This window comes from Fructilactobacillus fructivorans (genome assembly GCF_001434095.1).
In the GTDB taxonomy this organism is placed as follows: domain Bacteria; phylum Bacillota; class Bacilli; order Lactobacillales; family Lactobacillaceae; genus Fructilactobacillus; species Fructilactobacillus fructivorans.
In genome coordinates, this window is record NZ_AZDS01000001.1 from 89,106 (window position 1) to 111,108 (window position 22,003).

At 36.9% G+C, this 22,003-nt stretch carries 27 protein-coding genes and 2 other annotated features; of the genes, 25 read left to right on the forward strand and 2 right to left on the reverse strand.

Features of this window, described 5'->3' with window-relative positions; all coding sequences use genetic code 11:
• Positions 1-2: 2 nt before the first annotated feature.
• The 17 genes from nrdR (at position 3) to rpmF (ending at position 12,673) form a co-directional block, all read left to right on the forward strand.
• Positions 3-494, forward strand: coding sequence for a transcriptional regulator NrdR (gene nrdR, locus FC73_RS00510; protein WP_010021591.1), 492 nt, complete (start codon positions 3-5; stop codon positions 492-494).
• Positions 491-1,834, forward strand: a complete 1,344-nt coding sequence (locus FC73_RS00515) for a DnaD domain protein (protein ID WP_010021590.1) — start codon at positions 491-493, stop codon at positions 1,832-1,834. The genes nrdR and FC73_RS00515 overlap by 4 nt, the downstream gene beginning before the upstream one ends.
• A 2-nt stretch (positions 1,835-1,836) precedes the next feature.
• Positions 1,837-2,763 carry a primosomal protein DnaI gene (gene dnaI / locus FC73_RS00520; RefSeq protein WP_010021589.1) on the forward strand — a complete coding sequence of 309 codons (927 nt, stop codon included), beginning with the start codon at positions 1,837-1,839 and terminating at the stop codon, positions 2,761-2,763.
• A gap of 260 nt (positions 2,764-3,023) precedes the next feature.
• Positions 3,024-5,003 carry a threonine--tRNA ligase gene (thrS, locus tag FC73_RS00525; protein ID WP_040472242.1) on the forward strand — a complete coding sequence of 660 codons (1,980 nt, stop codon included), beginning with the start codon at positions 3,024-3,026 and terminating at the stop codon, positions 5,001-5,003.
• 17 nt (positions 5,004-5,020) lie between these two features.
• Positions 5,021-5,145, forward strand: a sequence feature (ribosomal protein L20 leader region).
• 38 nt (positions 5,146-5,183) lie between these two features.
• On the forward strand, positions 5,184-5,690 hold the full coding sequence (gene infC, locus FC73_RS00530; protein ID WP_010021584.1) for a translation initiation factor IF-3: 507 nt from the start codon (positions 5,184-5,186) through the stop codon (positions 5,688-5,690).
• Positions 5,691-5,731: 41 nt separating this feature from the next.
• Positions 5,732-5,926 (forward strand): 50S ribosomal protein L35, encoded by a 195-nt coding sequence (rpmI, locus tag FC73_RS00535; RefSeq protein ID WP_010021583.1) that lies wholly within the window; start codon positions 5,732-5,734, stop codon positions 5,924-5,926.
• A gap of 34 nt (positions 5,927-5,960) precedes the next feature.
• Positions 5,961-6,317 (forward strand): 50S ribosomal protein L20, encoded by a 357-nt coding sequence (gene rplT / locus FC73_RS00540; RefSeq protein WP_010021582.1) that lies wholly within the window; start codon positions 5,961-5,963, stop codon positions 6,315-6,317.
• A gap of 102 nt (positions 6,318-6,419) precedes the next feature.
• The gene (locus tag FC73_RS00545; RefSeq protein WP_328284172.1) at positions 6,420-6,965 is read left to right on the forward strand and encodes a YqeG family HAD IIIA-type phosphatase; all 546 of its coding nucleotides are present in this window, start codon (positions 6,420-6,422) and stop codon (positions 6,963-6,965) included.
• Complete coding sequence (gene yqeH / locus FC73_RS00550; protein ID WP_010021580.1) at positions 6,965-8,083, forward strand: ribosome biogenesis GTPase YqeH; 1,119 nt, start codon at positions 6,965-6,967, stop codon at positions 8,081-8,083. The genes FC73_RS00545 and yqeH overlap by 1 nt, the downstream gene beginning before the upstream one ends.
• A 12-nt stretch (positions 8,084-8,095) precedes the next feature.
• Entirely contained in the window at positions 8,096-8,407 is a 312-nt protein-coding gene (gene yhbY, locus FC73_RS00555) for a ribosome assembly RNA-binding protein YhbY (RefSeq protein ID WP_010021579.1), read from the forward strand.
• 11 nt (positions 8,408-8,418) lie between these two features.
• Positions 8,419-8,988 (forward strand): nicotinate-nucleotide adenylyltransferase, encoded by a 570-nt coding sequence (locus FC73_RS00560; protein WP_010021577.1) that lies wholly within the window; start codon positions 8,419-8,421, stop codon positions 8,986-8,988.
• On the forward strand, positions 8,981-9,580 hold the full coding sequence (gene yqeK, locus FC73_RS00565) for a bis(5'-nucleosyl)-tetraphosphatase (symmetrical) YqeK (protein WP_010021576.1): 600 nt from the start codon (positions 8,981-8,983) through the stop codon (positions 9,578-9,580). The genes FC73_RS00560 and yqeK overlap by 8 nt, the downstream gene beginning before the upstream one ends.
• 11 nt (positions 9,581-9,591) lie before the next feature.
• On the forward strand, positions 9,592-9,951 hold the full coding sequence (gene rsfS, locus FC73_RS00570; RefSeq protein WP_029327101.1) for a ribosome silencing factor: 360 nt from the start codon (positions 9,592-9,594) through the stop codon (positions 9,949-9,951).
• Between the two features lies 1 nt (position 9,952).
• Positions 9,953-10,690 (forward strand): class I SAM-dependent DNA methyltransferase, encoded by a 738-nt coding sequence (locus FC73_RS00575; RefSeq protein WP_010021574.1) that lies wholly within the window; start codon positions 9,953-9,955, stop codon positions 10,688-10,690.
• Between the two features lie 2 nt (positions 10,691-10,692).
• Complete coding sequence (locus FC73_RS00580; protein ID WP_010021573.1) at positions 10,693-11,814, forward strand: nucleotidyltransferase; 1,122 nt, start codon at positions 10,693-10,695, stop codon at positions 11,812-11,814.
• Between the two features lie 82 nt (positions 11,815-11,896).
• Positions 11,897-12,451 carry a YceD family protein gene (locus FC73_RS00585; protein ID WP_010021572.1) on the forward strand — a complete coding sequence of 185 codons (555 nt, stop codon included), beginning with the start codon at positions 11,897-11,899 and terminating at the stop codon, positions 12,449-12,451.
• Positions 12,452-12,493: 42 nt separating this feature from the next.
• Positions 12,494-12,673: a 50S ribosomal protein L32 gene (rpmF, locus tag FC73_RS00590; RefSeq protein ID WP_010021570.1), complete on the forward strand. Its 180-nt coding sequence runs from the start codon at positions 12,494-12,496 to the stop codon at positions 12,671-12,673.
• Positions 12,674-12,758: 85 nt separating this feature from the next.
• On the opposite strand, the gene yidC is transcribed toward rpmF, so the two are convergent.
• Both yidC and FC73_RS00600 read right to left on the reverse strand, forming a co-directional pair.
• Entirely contained in the window at positions 12,759-13,724 is a 966-nt protein-coding gene (gene yidC, locus FC73_RS00595; protein ID WP_010021568.1) for a membrane protein insertase YidC, read from the reverse strand.
• Positions 13,725-13,794: 70 nt separating this feature from the next.
• Complete coding sequence (locus tag FC73_RS00600; protein ID WP_010021567.1) at positions 13,795-14,079, reverse strand: acylphosphatase; 285 nt, start codon at positions 14,077-14,079, stop codon at positions 13,795-13,797.
• Positions 14,080-14,164: 85 nt separating this feature from the next.
• Between FC73_RS00600 and FC73_RS00605 the strand changes: the two genes are divergently transcribed.
• The 8 genes from FC73_RS00605 to greA all read left to right on the forward strand — a co-directional run bounded on the left by FC73_RS00605 (position 14,165) and on the right by greA (position 21,958).
• A complete protein-coding gene (locus tag FC73_RS00605) occupies positions 14,165-14,932 on the forward strand; it encodes a TrmH family RNA methyltransferase (protein WP_010021566.1) in 768 nt (255 codons plus the stop codon).
• 87 nt (positions 14,933-15,019) lie between these two features.
• Entirely contained in the window at positions 15,020-15,502 is a 483-nt protein-coding gene (locus tag FC73_RS00610; protein ID WP_010021565.1) for an HDIG domain-containing metalloprotein, read from the forward strand.
• A 17-nt stretch (positions 15,503-15,519) separates the two neighbouring features.
• Entirely contained in the window at positions 15,520-15,858 is a 339-nt protein-coding gene (locus tag FC73_RS00615; protein WP_010021564.1) for a winged helix-turn-helix transcriptional regulator, read from the forward strand.
• 29 nt (positions 15,859-15,887) lie between these two features.
• Positions 15,888-16,085, forward strand: a binding site (T-box leader).
• Positions 16,086-16,126: 41 nt separating this feature from the next.
• Positions 16,127-17,164: a phenylalanine--tRNA ligase subunit alpha gene (gene pheS / locus FC73_RS00620; RefSeq protein WP_010021563.1), complete on the forward strand. Its 1,038-nt coding sequence runs from the start codon at positions 16,127-16,129 to the stop codon at positions 17,162-17,164.
• 14 nt (positions 17,165-17,178) lie between these two features.
• Complete coding sequence (pheT, locus tag FC73_RS00625; RefSeq protein ID WP_010021562.1) at positions 17,179-19,590, forward strand: phenylalanine--tRNA ligase subunit beta; 2,412 nt, start codon at positions 17,179-17,181, stop codon at positions 19,588-19,590.
• A 13-nt stretch (positions 19,591-19,603) separates the two neighbouring features.
• On the forward strand, positions 19,604-20,731 hold the full coding sequence (gene mltG / locus FC73_RS00630; protein WP_010021560.1) for an endolytic transglycosylase MltG: 1,128 nt from the start codon (positions 19,604-19,606) through the stop codon (positions 20,729-20,731).
• A gap of 12 nt (positions 20,732-20,743) precedes the next feature.
• Positions 20,744-21,418 (forward strand): uridine kinase, encoded by a 675-nt coding sequence (gene udk, locus FC73_RS00635; protein WP_010021558.1) that lies wholly within the window; start codon positions 20,744-20,746, stop codon positions 21,416-21,418.
• 63 nt (positions 21,419-21,481) lie between these two features.
• Positions 21,482-21,958, forward strand: a complete 477-nt coding sequence (greA, locus tag FC73_RS00640; RefSeq protein WP_010021557.1) for a transcription elongation factor GreA — start codon at positions 21,482-21,484, stop codon at positions 21,956-21,958.
• The last annotated feature ends 45 nt before the right edge of the window (positions 21,959-22,003 follow it).

The window sequence follows — 22,003 nt, forward strand, 5'->3', positions numbered from 1 at the left end:
AAATGCAATGTCCACGATGCCATCATATTGGTTCAAAAGTTTTAGAAAGTCGTCGTGTTAAAGATGGCGAAAGCATTCGTCGGCGAAGAGAGTGCGAAGAATGTGGATTTCGCTTCACTACTTTTGAAATCATTGAATCCACGCCACTGTTAGTTGTAAAAAAGAATGGTGACCGGGAAGAATTCAATCGCTCTAAAATTTTAAGAGGAATCGTAAGATCTTCCGAAAAGCGACCAGTTTCTATGGAACAGATGAATCACATTGTTGATAAAGTTGAAAAAATTGCCTATGACGCTGATGATGGTAGTCATGAGGTTTCAAGCCAGACAATTGGTGAGGGCGTTATGAAAGGATTAAAAGAGGTTGACGAGATTGCCTATATTCGCTTTGCAAGTGTTTATCGACAGTTTAAAGATATGTCTGTCTTTTATAACAAACTCAAAGAATTGATGGATGATGAAGAAGAGAATAATGAGGATAAGAATAAAGAATGATCAACGGAATTAATCCTAAAAGTGACTTTGAAGTTTATCGAAAACGACCAATTAGTAACGTTGAACACCATTATATTGACTTGTTGTACGTGCCAATCATTGGGAAAAATGCGTATGCTTTATACAATTTTTTATGGTTAGTTGATGATAGTCGGCACGTTAACTTTGAATTAATGTCTGATTTGGGAATTGATGCCAAGGAACTTCAGGATGCATTGATGAAGCTTGAAGGCGCTGGATTACTTAAAACATACCTGGATCATTCTGATGAAATGGGATTATACAAGTATGATCTTGTTACTCCCTTGGAGCCTGATTTGTTTTTTAATGATAGTTTGCTTAGTCTATTATTATTAGAAATGGTGGGCGAAGATCGTTATTTACAACTATCGGATCAGATGTTACCGAAACAATTTGACTTTAGTGATTTAGATGATCAAACTCATAATTTTTTACAGGTATTTTCCGTTAATAATAATCAGGTAAATAACCAACCCGATGTGATTAAAAAGGTCAAAGATAAAACCAGTCAAGTTGAAGGTCAATTCAATGACAAACTCCAAAATGATCAATTTGATTTCAAGTTATTATTGAATATTTTAGATAACTCCTTTGTTGAAACTGAGAGCATTAAGAAGTATGAAACGTTATTAAGTAACACCAATCGTTTATACGGAATTAGTGAAATTGAGATGGCCCAATACGTTGAAAAAGCTAGTAATTTAGTTAATAATCGCTTTGATCCCAAAAAGTTTAAGATTTTAGTTTCAAGAAGAAATCAAATGAACGTTAAGAATTCAAACAATGGATCTAACCAAACTGCTGAAGTGGTTAAGGGTAAATCAGATTTATCATCTCAAGAACAACAGTTGGCGCAAATTGCGGAGACTTCCGCTCCGGTTGATTTTCTTGATTCTTTAAAGAATGAGAAGGGTGGATTCACGACTTCTGCGGAAGAACGAATTTTATCGGAATTAGTTAATCGTAATACGTTAAGTAATGGTGCCATTAACATGCTTGTTTATCATATTTTAATTGATGAGGAGAAACCAACCATCAATAAAAATTTGATTGATACCATTGCTAATGATTGGTCACAAAGAAAAATTAATGGTGCTACGGCAGCAATTAATGACATTAAGCATCATCAAGAAAATCAAGTTCAGAGTAAAGGTAGTAGAAAAAGAAACTATAGAAAACATGGAAACGTCAGAGAAACTCTTCCTGATTGGGCAAAGCCAAGAAAAGCAAAGCAAAGTGATAAGCAACTTTCTGATGAACAACGGAAACGAATTTCAGAAAAATTAAAGTCATTGAATAAAAAGTCAGGAGATGAATAAACATGAAAAATGTTAGTGATGAAATGAGTGAGTTGATGAAAAAGAAAAATCTCAATCAGAATTACCAACAATTAATGAATTCTGTTTATTCTGATCCGGACGTAAAACGATTTTTAAAGGAACACCAAAAAGAGCTTAGTGATGACGTAGTGAAACGGTCGGCTTCTAAATTGTATGAGTTTGTAAATGAAAAGAAGAAATTAAAAGATGGTAATGAAAACTTTGCGAAGGGTTATCAACCCACGTTAGTTTTAAGTGATCATCTAATTGATGTTTCTTATCGACCAACTCAAGCATTGATTAATAAGCAGAAGCAGGAACAATTTGCTTCACGAATTAAATCCATTTCAATGCCAAAGGGAATCAAGGAAGCAAGTCTTAGTAATTATGATCAAACGGCTGATCGGGCTGAGGCACTTGAGAAATCTCTTGACTTTATTGAATCATATGAGGACAATCCCAAGCAATTTCAGCAGGCCTTGTACTTGTATGGTCCATTTGGAGTTGGAAAGACCTATCTACTTGGAGCAATTGCTAATCGATTGGCATCAGATGGATTTAGTACTGTTCTGATTCACTTTCCTAGCTTTGCAGTGGAAATTAAAAATGCAATTGGAAATAATCAAGTTGGTGGAAAACTTGATGAAATTAAAACCGCGCCGATTTTGATGATTGATGACATTGGGGCGGACTCGATGTCATCTTGGATTCGGGATGATATCCTTGGGGTAATTTTAGAATATCGAATGCAAAATGAACTTCCGACTTTTTTCAGTTCTAATTTTTCGATGGATCAATTGGAAGAAGAGCATCTAAAAATCAATTCGCAGGGTGATGAAGAACCCTTGAAGGCCAAGCGTTTGATGGAACGGATAAAATTTTTATCAAGGCCGGTCGAATTAAACGGCAGAAACCGACGGAATAAATAAGGATTATTCTTGACATGAAACAAGTCGTTGTTTAGACTGATAGTTGTTAAGGATATGAGTAATTACAAGATTCACAGAGAGGATAGGTTTTCTGGAAACTATCTGTTTGGAGTAATTGACTTACCGCCTTTATTTAATGACATTAATAATAGGTTTTAAACGAGATGTCCAGTTTATGGACGAATTTGGGTGGAACCGCGCTAAATGGCGTCCCTAGTATTTATTTACTAGGGACTTTTTTTATGAAAGGAATGAATAGAATGGCTAAATTATCATTTGAATTTCCAGATGGCAACAAGAAAGAATTTGATTCTGGAGTAACTGCTGAAGACATTGCTAAGTCAATTTCAGTTAGTTTGGCTAAAAAAGCCGTAGCTGCTAAATTGGATGGTAAAATGATTGATCTAATGCAACCCTTAGACCAAGGTGGCAAGATTGATATTATTACCTCTGGTTCGGATGAAAGTCTTCAAATTTTACGACAAGGTGCTGCTCAGTTACTAGAGACAGCGGTAAAAGAGAAGTATCATGATATCAGAATTGGTGAAATTTCCGCTGATAAGGATGGCTTCTTTGTTGACACTGATAAGGAAGATCGTCAGGTTAGTTCAGATGAACTTGAAGAATTAGCTTCTAAAATGAAGAAAATCATCAAAAACAATGCAACGGTTAACAGAGTTTACTTAAGTAAAGATGATGCATTAAAAGAAGTTGATGGCGATCCTTACCAAGCTAAATTAATTGCTAAAATTGATTCAGATAACATTCTTTTTTATAGCATTGATGGTGTCAAAACATTGGCACAGGGTGTTGTTGCTCCAAGTCTAAAAGATCTTAAGCACTTTAAGTTATTGTCAGTTGCTGGTGCTTACTGGGAAGGTAAGTCATCAAACCCAATGCTTCAACGAATTTATGGAACAGCTTTCTTTAAAGCAGATGCTTTGGATGAGGATTTAAAGCATCGTAAAGAAGCTAAGGAACGTGATCATCGTGTGATTGGGAATAACCTTGATCTATTCTTTGTTGATCCTAAGGTTGGTGCAGGACTTCCTTATTGGATGCCAAAGGGTGCTACGATTCGTCGAACCATCGAACGTTACATTACTGACAAGGAAATTGCCCATGGTTACCAACATGTTTACACTCCAGTCCTAGCTAATCTTGACTTATACAAGCAGTCTGGTCATTGGGATCATTATCGAGATGACATGTTCCCACCAATGAAGATGGATGATGACGAAATGCTTGAGCTTCGTCCAATGAATTGTCCATCACATATTCAAATTTATAACCACCATATTCGTTCATATAAGGAACTACCATTACGAATTGCTGAATTAGGAATGATGCATCGATACGAAAAATCTGGTGCTCTTAGTGGTTTACAACGAGTTCGTGAAATGACCTTGAATGATGGTCACACTTTTGTTGCTCCAGATCAAATCCAAGAAGAATTTAAAAAGATCTTGAATTTGATGATGGAAGTTTATCATGACTTTGATATTAATAATTATACTTTCAGATTGAGTTATCGTGATCCTAAGAACACTAAAAAGTACTTTGATGATGATGCAATGTGGAATAAGGCACAAACAATGTTAAAGGGTGCCATGGACGATTTAGGCCTTGATTATGTTGAAGCGGAAGGTGAAGCGGCCTTTTATGGTCCAAAACTTGACGTTCAAACTAAGACGGCTCTTGGAAATGAAGAAACTTTATCTACCATTCAGTTAGACTTCATGTTGCCAGAACGATTTGATCTTCACTATGTTGGAGAAGATGGGAAGGAACACCGTCCCGTTATGATTCATAGAGGGATTGTTTCGACAATGGAAAGATTTACAGCTTATCTAATTGAGATGTATAAGGGGGCCTTTCCAACCTGGCTTGCACCTGATCAGATTCAGATCATCCCGGTCAGTGATGACAAACACGGTGATTATGCACGTAAGTTAAACGAAAAATTCCGTGCCTTAAAATTACGTTCCAACGTTGACGAACGTGGTGAAAAGATGGGCTATCTAATTAGAGATGCACAAACTAAGAAGATTCCATATACAATTGTTGTTGGTGATGATGAGATTAAGAACAATACGGTCTCAGTTCGTAAATATGGTGAAGATAATAGTAGAGATATGTCGATCGATGACTTTATCTCTGAAGTTCTTCATGATATTGCTACCTATTCTAGAAACGATGACGATGATTCTAAATCAAAGTCTGTTGACAAAGTTAAATAAAATTGGTACGATAATGTAGTCAAAAGCAGAAGCTTCCCGCTTCTCGCCTGAGTGATTTTGATCGCTGGGCAATCTACGAATGAAAGTCCTAATATTTTTAGGTGTAGCGGGTGCTTTGTGGCATCCGCTATTTTTCTGCTTAAAATTACTTGGAGGTGAATTACCATAGCAAGAGATAAGATGGTTAACGAGGGCATCCATGCCCGTGAATTGAGATTAATCGGTGCTAATGGAGATCAATTAGGAATTAAATCTACTAAGGAAGCTTTAGCAATTGCTGAAGAGGCTAATTTGGATTTAGTTGTAGTTGCTCCTAAGGCTAAACCACCCGTAGCTAAAATAATTGATTATGGGAAGTATCGTTTTGATCGTCAAAAGAAAGAGCGTGAAGCTCGTAAGCGTCAAAAGACGGTTAGCGTTAAAGAAATTAGATTAAGTCCTACAATTGATAGTAATGATTTTAATACTAAGCTCAAGAATGCAAAGAAGTTCTTAACAAAGGGCGAACGTGTTCGTGTTTCTATTAGATTTAAGGGACGTGCCATTACTCATAAAAGTATTGGAAGAGATGTTCTTAATAAGATGGCTGAGGCTACTTCTGATGTTGCCGATGTTACTCAACGAGCAAAGATGGATGGCCGAAGTATGTTCTTAATGCTTGCACCAAGTAAGAATGAAAAGAAATAATTCAGTGAGCTGAGTTATGAATCGATGAGGAGGAATATAATATGCCAAAATTGAAATCAAATCGTGCTGCTGCTAAACGTTTCAGAAAGACTGCTAATGGTGGCCTAAAGAGTGGTCATGCCTACACTAGTCACCGTTTCCACGGTAAAACTAAGAAGCAACGTAGACACTTACGTGGAACACGTATGATGGCTAAGTCAAACTTGAAGACTTACAAAGAATTACTACAAAAATAAGCGAATAATATAGTTTGTATAGGGGGATTTTAATATGCCACGAGTAAAAGGTGGAACTACCACACGTAATCGTCGTAAACGTGTTCTTAAATTAGCTAAAGGATATCGCGGTGCTAAGCATCGTTTGTTCAAAACTGCTAAAGATCAAGTAATGAAGTCACAAGAGTATGCCTTTCGTGACCGTCGTGCCAACAAAGGTAACTTCAGAAAAATTTGGATTGCTAGAATCAATGCCGCTACTAGAAACAACGGTTTGAGTTACAGTAAATTCATGCATGGATTGAAGCTTGCTAACATTGATATGAACAGAAAAATGTTGGCTGATTTAGCAGTTAACGATGCGGATGCTTTCTCTGCACTAGCTGAAAAAGCCAAAGCAGCATTAAAATAAGCTAAAAAACTTTCACCGCTTTTGTTTGGTGGAAGTTTTTTTATCGGATTGGGATGCTCCCAATCTATACATAAATGATTTAAAATAGAAACATCAATTCTTATTTACAGAGAGGTTTATATGCTATCATTATTCAAACCAACTTGGATGGTTAATAATATTTATCAAATTTCCCCAGAAAAACTTAAAAGTTATGGGATTAGTGCGATTTTAACTGATTTAGATAACACTCTAATTCCATGGAACAATCCTGAGGGGACCGTTCAGTTACATGAATGGTTAGAACGAATTCGTGATTATGGGATCAGAGTAATCGTTGTTTCTAATAATAATCGCGAACGGATTGAAAAAGCGTTGAATAGTCTTCAATTACCATTTGTAGCCCGTGCTTTAAAGCCACTAACTTTTGGTATTTTACGGGCCCTTAAAACGTATCATTTAAAGCGCAGTCAAGTTGTGATGGTTGGTGATCAGATTTTAACGGATATTTGGGCAGCTAATAATACTAGAATTCGAAGTATCTTAGTAAAGCCCTTGGTTACTTCAGATGCATGGAATACGCGTATTAATCGCTTTTTTGAGGCCTTTGTTTACACTAAATTAATGCGCAAGTATGATGATTTGAAGTGGAAGGATGATATTGATTAATGAATAACGATGAAAGTAAGGAGCCCCTGTATTGTATCGGGTGTGGAGCAGAAATTCAGGATACTGATCCAGATGCCGTTGGTTATACCCCAACTTCTGCTATTAAGAAGGGGATCGATTCCGGGAAATTGTATTGTCAACGCTGCTTTAAATTGCGTCACTACAATCAAATTGAACCGAGTCGTGTTTCTAACGATGAATTTTTAAAGTTATTGAGTAAAATTAGTGAAACTAATTCACTGGTAGTATATGTAGTGGATGTTTTTGATGTTGATGGAAGTATGATTCCTGGCATTCAACGTTTTGTGGGCAAAAACCCAATCATTCTAGTTGGTAATAAGTCTGACTTACTTCCATCGTCTTTTAACCATAATAAAGTTAAGGATTGGTTACGGCAGATGGCCAATAAAAACGGGATTCGCCCGATTGATATTGAATTGGTTTCGGCTAAAACCAATCAGTCTGTGGATGATTTACTAAAGGCGATTTCCAATCATCAAAAAGGTCGTAATGTCTACGTTGTAGGTGTGACAAATGTCGGAAAATCAACTTTAATTAATCAGATCATTCAACAAAGTACCGGCGAGAAACAGGTTATTACGACTTCTAAGTTTCCTGGTACGACACTTGATTTAATTAAAATTCCTTTAGAAGATGGAAGGGAACTAATTGATACGCCAGGAGTAATTCATGAGGGACAGATGGCGCATTACTTAGGTTCTAAAGATTTAAAGTATGTTTCACCACAGAAAAGAATTAAGCCCAAAACTTATCAATTAGATCCAGGACAAACACTATTTTTAGGTGCAATTGGACGGTTTGACTTTATTTCTGGTGAACGCCACGGATTTACGGTTTATGCTGATAATAATTTAATGATTCACAGAACTAAATTAGAAAATGCAGATGAATTTTTCGATAAACACGCTGGGGAGCTTTTAACTCCACCTACTGGAAAAGATAACGTGATAGAGTTACAAAGGTATGAATTTAAAGTTACTGATAGAAGTGACTTAGTAATTGAAGGATTAGGATGGATTACCGTACCAAAGGGATCAACGGTAGCGGGATATGCGCCTAAGGGTGTTTCAGTGTTGATTAGGAAAGCAATGTTTTAGGAGTATCTAACGATGGATTTAAAGGGAAAACAAAAACGATTTTTGAGGTCAAAGGCCAATCATATGCGTCCTATTTTTTCGGTTGGCAAGAATGGATTAGACCAAACTTGGTTGGATGAAGTAAAAAGCGCGGTTGATAATCGTGAATTAATTAAGATTAACATTCAACAAACTGCTGATGTTGACGTTAAGGACGTAAAACAATTTATTGAAGAAAACTCTGACATTCAAATTGTTCAAACCATCGGAAAAACTCTCTTATTATTTAAGGAGTCTTGTAAAGAAAGTTCACGTAAGTTATCAGTTGAAGTATCTGATTTATAGGAGATTGATAAATGCGTAAAAGGATTGGAATCTTAGGTGGAACTTTTAATCCGATTCACTATGGACATTTAATTATGGCTGAGCAAGCATTGACGCAATTAAGCCTTGATTCCGTGTTGTTTATGCCAGATTATTTTCCTCCGCACGTTGATCATAAAACGGCCATCGACGCTCAAGATCGGGTGAATATGATTAACTTGGCGATTGAAAATAATTCTAAATTTCAGATTGAATTGATTGAAATAAAGCGAAGGGGAAAAAGTTACAGTTATGATACCCTAAGTGAATTGAAGCAGTTGCATCCAAACGTTGACTATTACTTTATTGTTGGTGGTGATATGGTGGAATATCTGCCAAAGTGGTATCGAATTGATGATTTGATAAAAATGGTTAAATTCGTGGGAGTTAATCGTCTAGGAAATTCCAAAGGAACTGATTATCCCGTTACTTGGATTAATTCTCCTGAGGTTGCAATTTCATCGTCGCTCATTCGGTCAAATATCAAAAATGGAAGTAGCGTTCGATATTTATTGCCAGACGAGGTTTTACATTATATTGAGGAGCATCATTTATATGAATAAGGAAAAATTAGATTATCAAAAGTATTCTAAGTATAACCGAGACCAAATTGTTGCCAAATTAAAGGACACATTAAAAGACAAACGGTTTCAACATTGTTTAAGAGTTGAAGACACGGCCATTGATTTAGCAAAAAGATTTGATGTTGATCCTACACTTGCTGGACTTAGCGGTTTGGTTCATGATTACGCTAAACAGCGTCCTGATTCAGAGTTCATCGATATTATTAAATCGCACCATTTAAATCCCGAATTGCTTAACTATGGCAGATCAATTTGGCATGGTTATGTTGGTTATTTGATCGTTGAGTCTGAACTTGGAATTCATGACAATCGGATTCTTAACGCCATTAAATACCATACAATTGGATCTCCATACATGGATAAGATTGCACAAATTACCTATATGGCTGATTACATTGAGCCTGGTCGTGAATTTGATGGGGTAGATGAAGCTCGGAAAATTACCCGCCAAAACCTATGGGATGGTGTGAAATATCAAACTAAGAGTACCATTTCATATTTGGCAAATAATGGAAAAGCAATTTATCCTGGAGCAATTTCAACTTTTAATGTGATTGTTGCTGGAAAGTAGTAGGAGATATTATGGATAATATGAAAGTTTTACAAGGGATTGTTAAGACAGCTGACAGCAAACGAGCTCACGATATCGTTGTTCTAGATATTGAAAAGTTGTCGTTGGTTGGACGTTACTTTGTCATTATGGATGCGCCAAGTGCCCGTCAAGTAAAGGCCATTGCCAATGATATTATTGATAAATTGGATGAAGAAAACGTAGAAGTACTTCGTGTTGAAGGATTGAATAGTGGTGCGTGGGTCTTAATTGATTTGGGTGACATCATTGTTCACATCTTTAAGAGTGAACAACGAGCCTTTTACAATTTAGAAAAATTGTGGTCTGATGCACCTAATGTTGATGTTACCGATTGGATAAGTGAAGACTAGCATGATTTATGGGGAATTTGCATCATTTTATGATGAACTATTTGACAATGAATTATATAAAAAGTGGTGTAACTTTGTAGTGAGTAATGTTCCTAAAAGTGCTCGGATCTTGGATTTAGCTTGTGGAACTGGACGACTATTAGTTCAATTGAAAAATGCCGGTTATCAAGTTGCTGGCGCTGATTTATCTGATGACATGTTAGCGATTGCAAATGATCACTTGAATGAAAATGGAATTTTTGATGTTGAGTTGATTAACGCTAATATGCTTGATTTAGATGGATTACCAAAGTATGGGGCAATTACGTGTTTTGATGATTCAATTTGTTACTTAGCAAACATTGATCAAGTTATGCAGATGTTTGCTCAGGTGAGAAACCATTTAAGTAATGATGGCAAGTTTTTATTTGACGTAATTACACCTTATCAGACGGATATCGTTTACCCCGGCTACATGTTTAATACTAATGATGGTGATCGTGCTTTTATGTGGAATACTTTTATTGGTAATGTTCCACATTCGGTCGAACACGACCTATCATTTTTTGATTACAATCATGAGCTTGATGCTTTTGATGAATATAATGAGACTCATAAGGAACGAACTTATTCACTGATTGAATATCAGGACGCTTTAAAGTCTGCCGGATTTAATAATGTTCGGGTAAGCAGTGATTTTGGTAATGATGAAGTTCATGATGATACGACGCGATGGTTCTTTGTATGTAGCGAGGAATAATAATGATGAAAGCGATGGGGATAATATCGGAATATGACCCGTTTCATAACGGACATCTTTATCAGTTACAACAGGCTAAACAATTGACTCATCCAGATGCTACCATTGTCTTTATGAGTGGTAATTGGACCCAGAGAGGGGAACCTGCGATCTATGATAAATGGGTGAGAGCCCAAATGGCCTTAGAAAATGGAGCGGATCTAGTGATTGAGCTTCCAATCGTGGATGCTGTTCAACCTGCTAGTATTTTTGCTCAGCGAGCGGTTAATCTTGTAAGTAGTATGAAGTGTTCATATTTATCCTTTGGTAGTGAACACAGTGATTGGGATTTTATGAAATTAGCAACTGTCACCATTGGGAAATCTAATGAGTTTCATGATTATCGCTATACTTATCCTGAATTATTTCGGCGTACTGTTAAAAAACAGAGTGGAATTGATCTTAATCAGCCAAATGATACGTTGGCATTTTGGTATGCTAAGGCTAATCGGCAATTGAGTTTCCCGCTAAAGCTCATTCCAATTAAACGTTATGCAAGCGGACATAATAGTGATAAGCTAGCGGGTAAGATTGCTAGTGGCAAAGCGATTCGTTCTGCAATTCGTTCTCATGATGATTCCTATCAAAAATTTATTCCTCGTTCCTCGGTTCATATTGAAACTGAAAAGCCTCTTTTCTGGTCAGATTTTTGGCCTTATCTGAGGTATGAATTAACTCAGAGTAGTTTGTCTGATTTAGGACGGATTTATCAAATGAGGGAGGGGCTCGAGTATCGGTTAAAACAAGCTGCCATAAAAGATCAAACTTATGATTCTTTTATGACTGATATTAAAACTAAACGATACACGTACACACGCCTCCAAAGATTGTTGGTCTACACGTTGTTTCAAATGACAGAAACAGAAATGGCGAATTCTAGGCAAGTCATCCGTGTCTTGGGAATGAATCAGAATGGTCGAAATTATTTGAATCAGGTTAAAAAGACGGTTAGATTTCCAATTGTTGACCGAATTGGAAAAGATGCCTTTAATAAGACGTTAGAAATAGAATGTCATTCGGGAATTTTATATGGAATGTTGAATGGTAGAATTCAGGATAAGTTCACTCATCCCATTATGATTTAGGCAATTGTGCTATCAAGCACAGAGCCTTGACAATAAAAATTATGGTATGTATAATTAATCGTGTTGCATTGGAGGTTTAATTATGAAGTGGTCATTTGAAAAGCTCCTTGGATATAAGAGAGAACCGTTTACGACTCATGAAACGGTGGATTTAAAAGATGATTTGATTCATCGATATCCAGAAACAATTCTAGACTCTACTCCCTTTGAAGTTACTGCTAAAGCAACTCCCGATAATGGGGACATCATTATTGATGCAGACGTAAAGGGAAGTGTGACAGTTCCTTCTTCACGATCGTTGACGCCAGTTAAGTTACCCATGGATTTTCACATTAGTGAGATTTATGTATTAACTGAAACGGCACTTAATCGATATGACAATGAAGAAGTTGTATTAATTGTTGGTGATAGCGGCATGATTGATTTTGATAAGGCCGTTGCTGACAATGTAATTGTAAACATTCCAATGCAGGTTCTTTCACCTGAGGAACAAAATGGCAAAGGGATGCCTAAAGGGAATGACTGGGAAGTTATTTCTGAAGACGATTTTAATCGTCAGGAGAAAGAAGATAAAAATGTTGATCCACGTCTTGCAAAATTAAAGGATTTCAAACCTTCAGACGATGACAAGACTTAAAAATTCACTAGTGGAAATCAAATTAAGAGGAGGTTGTGAATAATGGCTGTACCAAAGAGAAAGACTTCTAAAGCAAGAAGAAACATGCGTCGTTCGCATGACAGTTTATCAGTTCCTGGCATGAGTCCATGTCCTAACTGTGGTGAACTACGTAAATCACATTTTGTATGCCCAAACTGTGGCTACTATGATGGCAAAGAAGTAGTTGCCAAAAAAGGTTAATTAAAAAAGAACTTCAAAAACACCATGGGTTTTTGAAGTTCTTTTTTTGTACAAAAAACCGACAAACTTTTGTCGGTTTTCTGAGTTATTCATCGTGATGATGTTGCTGCTTTCCAGCATTTCGTTTTCGGTTATTTTCGTGTTCTTCTTCAACTTCGGTTTTAGCAGAACTTTTATGGTTGTTAGAAGTGGTGTTTGAATCTGGCTCGCTACCAGTTTCAATTTCTTCTTCTAATTCTTTTGGAATAACAACTTTGGGTGGGTTTTGTTTTGCCTTTTCATTAATTTGCTTCCTGATTCGAGGACGGGAGAGGTTAATAATAAAGGTTTGAACACAAGCAAATAATCCACCAATAAAGAAGTAAATTCCTAGTCCAGCTGGAGATGACAAGGTAACAAATAAGATCATAATTGGACTAATTAACATCATAATAGCCATTTGCTTTTTTTGCTCTTTGGGAATTCCCACGGTGGAAAGATAACCTTGAAGAGCATATGCTACAAATGAGAGAATTGCCAATATAATACTAGATTGTCCCAGCTTAATTCCCATGAAAACAGTGTGGGAGACTTCGGGTGAGTAACGAATGGCAGCATATAAGGCAGCAAAAACGGGCAATTGAATCAAGAATGGTAAACATCCAATCCCGCCGGTCATGCTAATGCCATTATCCTTATAAAGTTGCATCATTTGTTGATTCAAGGCAACTTGTTGTTCCTGAGTGGTTGCTTTCTTTAAAAGCTGCTGAATTTTAGTCATTTGTGGTTTGACCAAATTCATCTTTTCTTGCTGAATCGTGGACTTCTTCGTCTGACTAATCATCATTGGGAGAAGGAGAGTTCTAACGATTACAGTAATGGCAATCAATGCCCAACCATAACCACCAACATATTGAGCCAACCAGTCCATAACATGTTGTCCTGGAATTGCTAGATAATGATAAACAAATCCAAATGGACGACCCTTAGAATCCGTTCTTACACATCCAGTTAGAAATATTCCAACCATAGCAATAAAACCGAAAAGGCCCAGTTTCTTAATTTTTTTCATTTAGTTAACTCCTAACTTTTAAGTGACATGTTACATATTAACCTAATCGGCGTATTTCATCAATTTCAAGTTATATTTTAATTGTAAATGAACGAGGGTGTTGGTTAAGTTTCACCGGTTGTACCTTTACGTTTTGAATTTGAGCAAAGCTATTAGGCGAAGTTTTGATCTCATTGATAAATTTATCGAGATTTTGTTTAGAGCCACTTGCAATAATTAAAACATTTCCATTTGCCATGTTTTTAACACTGCCACTGATTGAGTAATGTTCAGCAATTTCCTTGGTACTATATCTAAATCCGACTCCCTGCACGAGTCCTGATACAGTTATTTTGACCGATTGATTGTTTAACAAATTAATCTCCTTAAAAGCTTAAGCTATGACTGTGATATGATGAAGACAACTATCTCAATTCTAATTCATTTGAAAGGGAATATAAATGGAAAGAATTAATTCTAAACAAAATCAAACCATTAAAGAAATCAAAAAATTGCACACGCATAAAGGTCGCCAGAAGAGTGGCGAATACTTAATTGAAAGTTGGCACTTGGTGCAAGAAGCCATTAATTATCTTAATTTGAATCAAGTAGTGACCATCTTGGCTACCGAGGACCAGTATTTAGCTCATGGTGATGATCTTTCTGGTGAGAATATTATTGTCATATCAGATGAAATTGCGGCCGAATTGAGTGATACTTCGACGACTCAGGGGATTTTTGCCGTATGTAAAATTGAGGAACAAAGTTTTAACGTTCAAAAAGACAGTGGAGCTTGGCTATTACTTGATAACGTCCAAGATCCGGGCAACATTGGAACGATGGTGCGAACTGCCGATGCAGCTGGATTTGCTGGTGTTATTTTTGGTGATGGAACTTCTAGTGAGTATAATGGTAAAGTTTTGCGTGCAATGCAGGGTAGTCAATTTCATCTGCCTGTAATTCGGATGAACTTAAAGAAAGCCATGGAAATATTTAAAGCACAGCACGTTAAAATATACGGAACCGAGTTAAATCCAGATGCAATTAATTATCAAGATGTCCAGCCAATGGATAATTTTGCCTTAATTATGGGTAACGAGGGAAATGGAATGAATAAAGACTTACTAAAAATGACTAATGATAACTTATACATTCCCATTAAAGGAAATGCAGAGTCATTAAATGTTGCCATTGCGGCTGCGGTTATTATGTTTCGCATTAAAAGCTAAATTGTTTATTAAGGTAAGGCTTTATCATTGAACATGACTTGTCTAATTATGTAGAATTAATGTAGAGACAGATTGGAGTAATGTAAAATGGAAACTGAATCATGGAAAAATGACCCTGAGTATGTTTCAATTATTTCTGATTTATTAGAAAGTCCTCAGATTCAAAAATTGGGTGATTATACCCAACATCACCACTCGACCAGGCTAAAGCATTCAATTGCGGTATCGTACGAGAGTTATAAAATTGCTAAAAAAATGAATTTGGATTATCGGGCAGCTGCCCGTGGTGGTTTGTTACATGATCTCTTTTATTATGATTGGCGGACAACCAAATTTGATTTAGGAACTCATGCTTACATTCATCCCCGAGTGGCACTTAGAAATGCCAAGAAAATTACTGACATCACACCTAAAGAACAAGATATTATCTTAAAACATATGTGGGGATTAACCCTTGCAAGACCAAAATACATGGAAAGTGTGATTGTTTCCTTGGTTGATGATTATTCTGCTGTTGATGAGTTCTTTTCACCAATGAAGAAAAAGGTCAGAGGTTTGTTAAAAAGATAAGTTAGGAGGATGTGAAGATGAATTTTACTGATAAAGAAATAATTCATTTATGTCCTAAGTTTCAGGTCGCTTTTCAAATTCTAGGAAAGAAGTGGAATGGTTTAATTATCGAATCATTTTTGTTGGCGGGACCACTTCGCTTTCGTGAATTGGCTAACAAGGTTGAAGGGTGCAGTGATCGTGTTTTAACTGAACGTTTAAAGGAGTTAGCTCGTGAAGGAATTGTTGAAAAGCAAGCTGGTAGTAACTCAGGAGTTGCTCATTATCAATTAACCACTAAGGGAGAAGAATTACGGCCTATTATGAAGGAAGTTCATGGTTGGTCAGACAAGTGGTGCGACCCTGATAAAGCTTGACCATGTTGCTAAATTGCTATAATATTTAAATAAATACAATGATAAAAGAAGTAGTAGATCGTTTTATACAGAGAGTTCAAATTAGCTGAGATTGAACGTTACGATTGAATTCGCTTTTTGATGTTAGCATTGAATATTAAAAATGTTCGGTTGATGTCGTTATTCATCATCTATAAGTGCACACTTTAGTGTGAATTTGGGTGGTAACGCGATGCTTCGTCCCTTTGATTGGGGGGACGAAGCTTTTTTTATGGAAACGGAGGTTGTCATGGCTTTAAAAGAAGACTTGGAACAAATTAAAACAAATGGCTTACAAAACATTAAAGCAGCTCAAGATGGAAAAACTTTAAATGATTTAAAGGTCAACTTACTAGGGAAAAAAGGATCAATTACTAAGGCACTACATGGAATTTCTGAATTGCCAGTTGAAGAAAGACCTAAGATTGGTAGTTTGGCAAATAAATTAAGAGATGAACTCGCAAAAACAATTGATTCTAAAAGGGTAGAGTTAGATCAGGCAGCCTTAAATCAAAAATTAAAGGATGAAAAAATTGATGTAACTCTTCCAGGTGATTCAGTTCCAAAGGGACATCCTCATGTTATTCAACAGATCATCGATGAGATTGATGATATTTTTATCGGAATGGGATACCAAGTTCTTTCTGGTCCTGAAGTTGAAGAGGAAGTTTATAATTTTGAAATGATGAACTTGCCTAAAAACCATCCGGCTAGGGATATGCAGGATACTTTTTATATTACTAAAGACATTCTTATGAGAACTCATACATCACCAATGCAGGCTCGTGCTCTTCAAAAACATGATTTTACTAAAGGGCCATTAAAAATGGTTTCGCCAGGGGTTGTTTATAGACGCGATACTGATGATCCGACTCATTCGCATCAGTTTCATCAAGTAGAGGGAATTGTGATCGATAAACACATCACGATGGCTGACCTTAAGGGAACTCTTGAAGTAATGACTCATAAGCTTTTTGGTGATAAATTTCAGGTTCGACTGAGACCTAGTTATTTTCCCTTTACGGAACCATCAGTTGAGGCAGACATTACCTGCTTTAATTGTAACGGTAAGGGATGTGACGTATGCAAAGGCACTGGTTGGATCGAAGTTCTTGGAGCCGGCATGGTACATCCGAACGTCTTAAAAATGGCGGGAGTCGATAGTAATGTATACGGTGGTTTTGCATTCGGAGTTGGACCAGATCGTTTTGCCATGTTGAAATACGGTGTTGATGATATTCGTGACTTCTACCTTAATGATTTAAGATTTTTGTCACAGTTTGATTAAAGGAGGAAATAAATTTGCTGATATCTTATGAATGGTTGAAAGATTATGTTCAAATTAAGCTTTCTCCCGAAGAACTAGCTAATAAAATTGAGAAAACGTCCGTTGAGGTTGATTCGGTTTTTAAACGGAGTGACGGACTTAAAAAAATCGTGGTTGGTCAAATTTTATCCATTAAAGATCATCCAGATGCCGATCATCTTCATATTACACAAGTCGATGTTGGTGAAGATGAACCCATTCAAATTGTTTGTGGTGCTCCAAACGTTGAGATCGGTAAAAAAGTCATTGTTGCCTTGTCAGGTGCCCGAATTGCGGATAATGTTAAAATCAAGAAGTCTAAAATGCGTGGTGTTGAATCAAATGGAATGCTATGTGCGCTTGATGAGATTGGCTTTGATAAATCACTCGTTCCTGATGAATGGAAGGATGGCATTTATTTCTTGCCAGATAACGCTAGAGTTGGCGATGAAGTTTATAACTATCTAGGAATGAACGAATCACTAATTGACCTAGACGTTACGCCTAATCGTGGTGACATGTTGAGTGTTCGTGGTACGGCATATGATTTGGGCGCCGTTTTTGATGAAAAAGTTAATTTCATTGAGCATGCTAGTGCACCCACTGGGACTCATGACACTGACGAACTTATTTCGGCAAAAGCAGATCCTAATTTAGCTCCAATTTATAAGCTGAAGGTTGTCGAGAATGTGGATGTGAAGCCAAGTCCATTGTGGCTTCAGATTAAGTTATGGAATTCTGGTATTAAGCCGATTAATAACGTTGTTGATATTACTAACTTCATCATGGTTAAAGTTGGTCAACCAATGCATGCCTATGATTTGGATAAGTTGAAGTCAAAGGATCTTGAAGTCAGAAATGCTAAAGATGGTGAAGTAATTACTACCTTGGACGGAAATGATCGAAAGTTAACCAGTACTGATGTTGTAATTGCGGATGATAAACCAATCGCACTCGCTGGGTTAATGGGTGGTAAGGATACGGAAGTAACGTCTGGGACTAAGAATATTGTTTTTGAAGCGGGTGTCTTTGATCCCGTTAAGACACGAAAAATGGCCCAAAAACAGCTTCTACACACGGATGCCTCGCAGCGTTTTGAACGTGGAGTTGACCATGGAAACGTTGAAGCAGCCCTTGAGTATGCCGCTGGGATGGCAGAAGACTTGGCCAACGGTGAGTCAGAACAGGGTGTTGTTAATGGTAGTAATGAAGAAGTTCAACCACGTGTCATTTCAATTTCGTCTTCTTATATTAACCATGTCCTTGGCACGAACCTTAGTGTTAAAGAAATTGTTTCAATCTTTAAACGTTTAGGATTTGGTGTAGAAGAATCCGGTGATAATTTGACTGTCACGGTTCCAACTAGATGCTGGGATCTTAAAATTGATGCTGATCTAGTTGAAGAGGTAGCTCGAATATATGGATATGACAACATTCCGTCTACATTACCAATTACTCAGACAACTGAAGGCGGATTAACCCCCAAACAAGAAATGATCAGGAAATCAAGGGAAACACTTGAAGGACTTGGACTAACTCACGCAATGTCTTATTCATTAACTACCCAAGAAAAAGCAAAAATGTTTATGTTAAGAGCTAGTTCAGAAACCCCATTACAATGGCCCATGACTGAAGATCATGCTATTTTAAGAATGAATTTGATTTCAGGTTTATTGGATGATGTGGCTTATAATCAGGCACGAAATGTTTTGAACGTACCACTTTATGAGCAAGGACGGGTCTTTTACAAACAAGATGAAGATCAGGTTCGACCTGATGAAGTGGAACATATTGCTGGTGCCATTTCTGGCTCGCTCGTTTCTAATAGTTGGGACCAAAAGGCCAAGCCAGTTGATTTTTATCAAATTAAGGGAATTCTGGAGAAGTATTTGGCAAGCCTTTCTTTAAAGGGACATATCACTTATGTTTCTACGGACAAAATGGCCGATATGCATCCTGGTAGAACCGCTCTGATTAAACTAGATGATCATCTTATTGGATTTATTGGTGAGGTTCATCCTAAAGTTGCTAAGCAATTTAAGATTAAAGAAACCTATGTTTTTGAACTGGATCTTGATTATTTATATACGGCACCAAAATCGGGCCAACAATATCAAAAGGTTGGTCAATACCCAGCAATTCACCGTGATATTGCCATGTTAGTTGATGAGAACGTTACGAATGCTGAGATTAATAAATTAATTACTAGAAGAGGCGGCGCATACTTACAAGACGCTACCGTGTTTGATGTATACCAAGGTAGTAATGTCCCTGAAGGTAAAAAATCAATTGCATATTCTTTGACATTTGAAGATCCCAACGCCACCTTAAAAGATGAGACTGTTGATAAAGCAGTAGATAAAATTCAAAAGCGCTTAACTAACGAGTTAAACGCTGAGATTAGATAAAGGCGGATTTGTAATGGATGACAAAAAGAAACGTTTAAAGGGTGTCATTTTGAAAGCCAAGACCAGTTCATTTGGCAAGAAAATTATTTATTCAGTGATTGTAATTATTGTGATTTTAGTCATTGCAATTGTGTTAATTGGTCATCATTACTTCAAAACATCCCTTCAACCACTTGATCCCCATGATCAGCAAGTGACCCAAGTCGACATTCCCAGAGGATCATCTACCAAAAAAATTGGTGCGATCTTACAAAAATCGAAAGTGGTTAAAAGTGGAATGGTGTTTAATTACTACGTTAAGTCTCACAATATTACTAATTTTAAGTCCGGATACTATCAATTGAAGCCTTCGATGTCTTTGGATAACATTGCGCAGAATCTCCAAAAGGGTGGAAGTTCTGAACCAATTCAAAGTACCGATAGTAAACTAATCATTCCTGAGGGTGATAACATTGATCAAATTGCGGATATCATTGCTAAGAATACCGATTTCTCTAAAGATGAGTTCCTGTCCCTTATGAAGGACCGTAAGTTCTTTGATGCCATGGTACAAAATTATCCTGAGCTGTTAAGTTCAGCTAAAAATGCGAAAGACACTCGCTACTTTTTTGAGGGGTATCTGTATCCGGCAACTTACCCGGTTCCAAAGCATTCATCGTTAAAGATGTTGGTGAGTTTGATGCTTGCTAAGAGTAACGCAATGTATCAACCATATTATCAACGAATGAAAGATCAAAAGTTAACGGTACAACAAACCCTGACTTTAGCTTCATTGATTGAACGGGAAGGCGTTAGCCAGGATGATCGCAATAAGATGGCTGGGGTACTTAGAAATCGAATTGAGAAGAAAATGCCACTCCAATCAGATGTAGCTGTTTTATATGCACTTCATAAGAATACTAAGATCCTTTCTAAACGTGACCTGACGGTTAATTCTAAATATAATCTTTATATTAACCAGGGATTTGGACCTGGTCCGTTTGATAGTCCTTCAGTAAGTTCAGTTCATGCGGTTTTGTATCCAACGGATATGGACAAGGGATACTTGTATTTCTTGGCCGATAACAAGACCAAAAAGATTTATTACGCTAAAAGCTTGAAAGAACAACAAAATAACATTAAAACTCACATTAATCGGTAGTGGAGGAGAGACATGGTGAAAAAGAAAGAAAGACCAGTTATTATTGGCGTCACTGGTGGTTCTAGTAGTGGGAAAACGACGGTTAGCCGTGCAATTTTGCACCGTTTGTTAGGGCATTCCATTGCAATTTTGCAACAAGATTCTTACTACAAGGATCAAGCTAATATGACGATGGATGAGAGAAGACAAGTTAATTATGATCATCCACTGGCTTTTGATACCGATTTGATGGTTAAACAATTAAAGCAACTTTTAAATTATGAATCAATTGAAAAACCAGTTTATGACTACTCTAAGTTCACGCGGAGTAGCAAGACGATTACTCAGGAACCGCGGGATGTCATCATTGTTGAGGGCATTTTGATTCTTGATGATAAAAGATTACGTGATTTGATGGACATTAAAGTGTACGTTGATACCGATGCCGACATTCGGGTAATCAGAAGAATTCAAAGGGATACAAGTGAACGGGGACGATCGCTTGATTCAGTAATTCAGCAGTACTTGGCAACGGTTCGTCCAATGCACCTTCAATTTGTTGAGCCGACGAAACGGTATGCTGATATAATTATCCCTGAAGGTGGAAAAAATCAAGTGGCAATTGACTTACTTGTTACTAAAATTCAGTCGATTTTAAATGACATTGGTGATGATCCAATTAGTAATGCAATTGATACGACAATCTAGTTAAGTTGCTAAATCTTGATTTAAATGGTATTTTAATTTTGAATAAATTAGTGAGGTGTAAGAATGGCTGAAGATGAAATGTATCCAATGACGCAAGAGGGTAAGGAAAAGCTTGAAACTGAATTAAAGGATTTGAAAGTTAATCAACGTCCTAAAATTGTTGATCGAATTAAAGTTGCTAGAAGTTATGGTGATTTATCTGAGAATTCTGAATACGAATCAGCAAAGAATGAGCAAAGCATGTTAGAAAGTCGAATTGCGACGGTTGAACACATGCTCCAATATGCTCAGGTTGTTGATAAAGAAGAAACCGATGAAGATGAAGTTACGGTCGGAAAAGAAATTCAGTTTAAAGAATTGCCCGATGAAGATCCTGAAACGTTTAAAATTGTTGGAGCCGCTGAAGCAGATCCAATGAGTGGAAAAATTTCAAATGATTCTCCGATTGCCCAAGCTTTACTTGGACACAAAGTAGGAGAGAATGTTGATATTGATATTCCCGCGGGCGTTATGCACGTTAAAATTTTATCAGTTAAATAATTGTGCAATTTAAATAAGACAATCGTCAGTTAAGACGATTGTCTT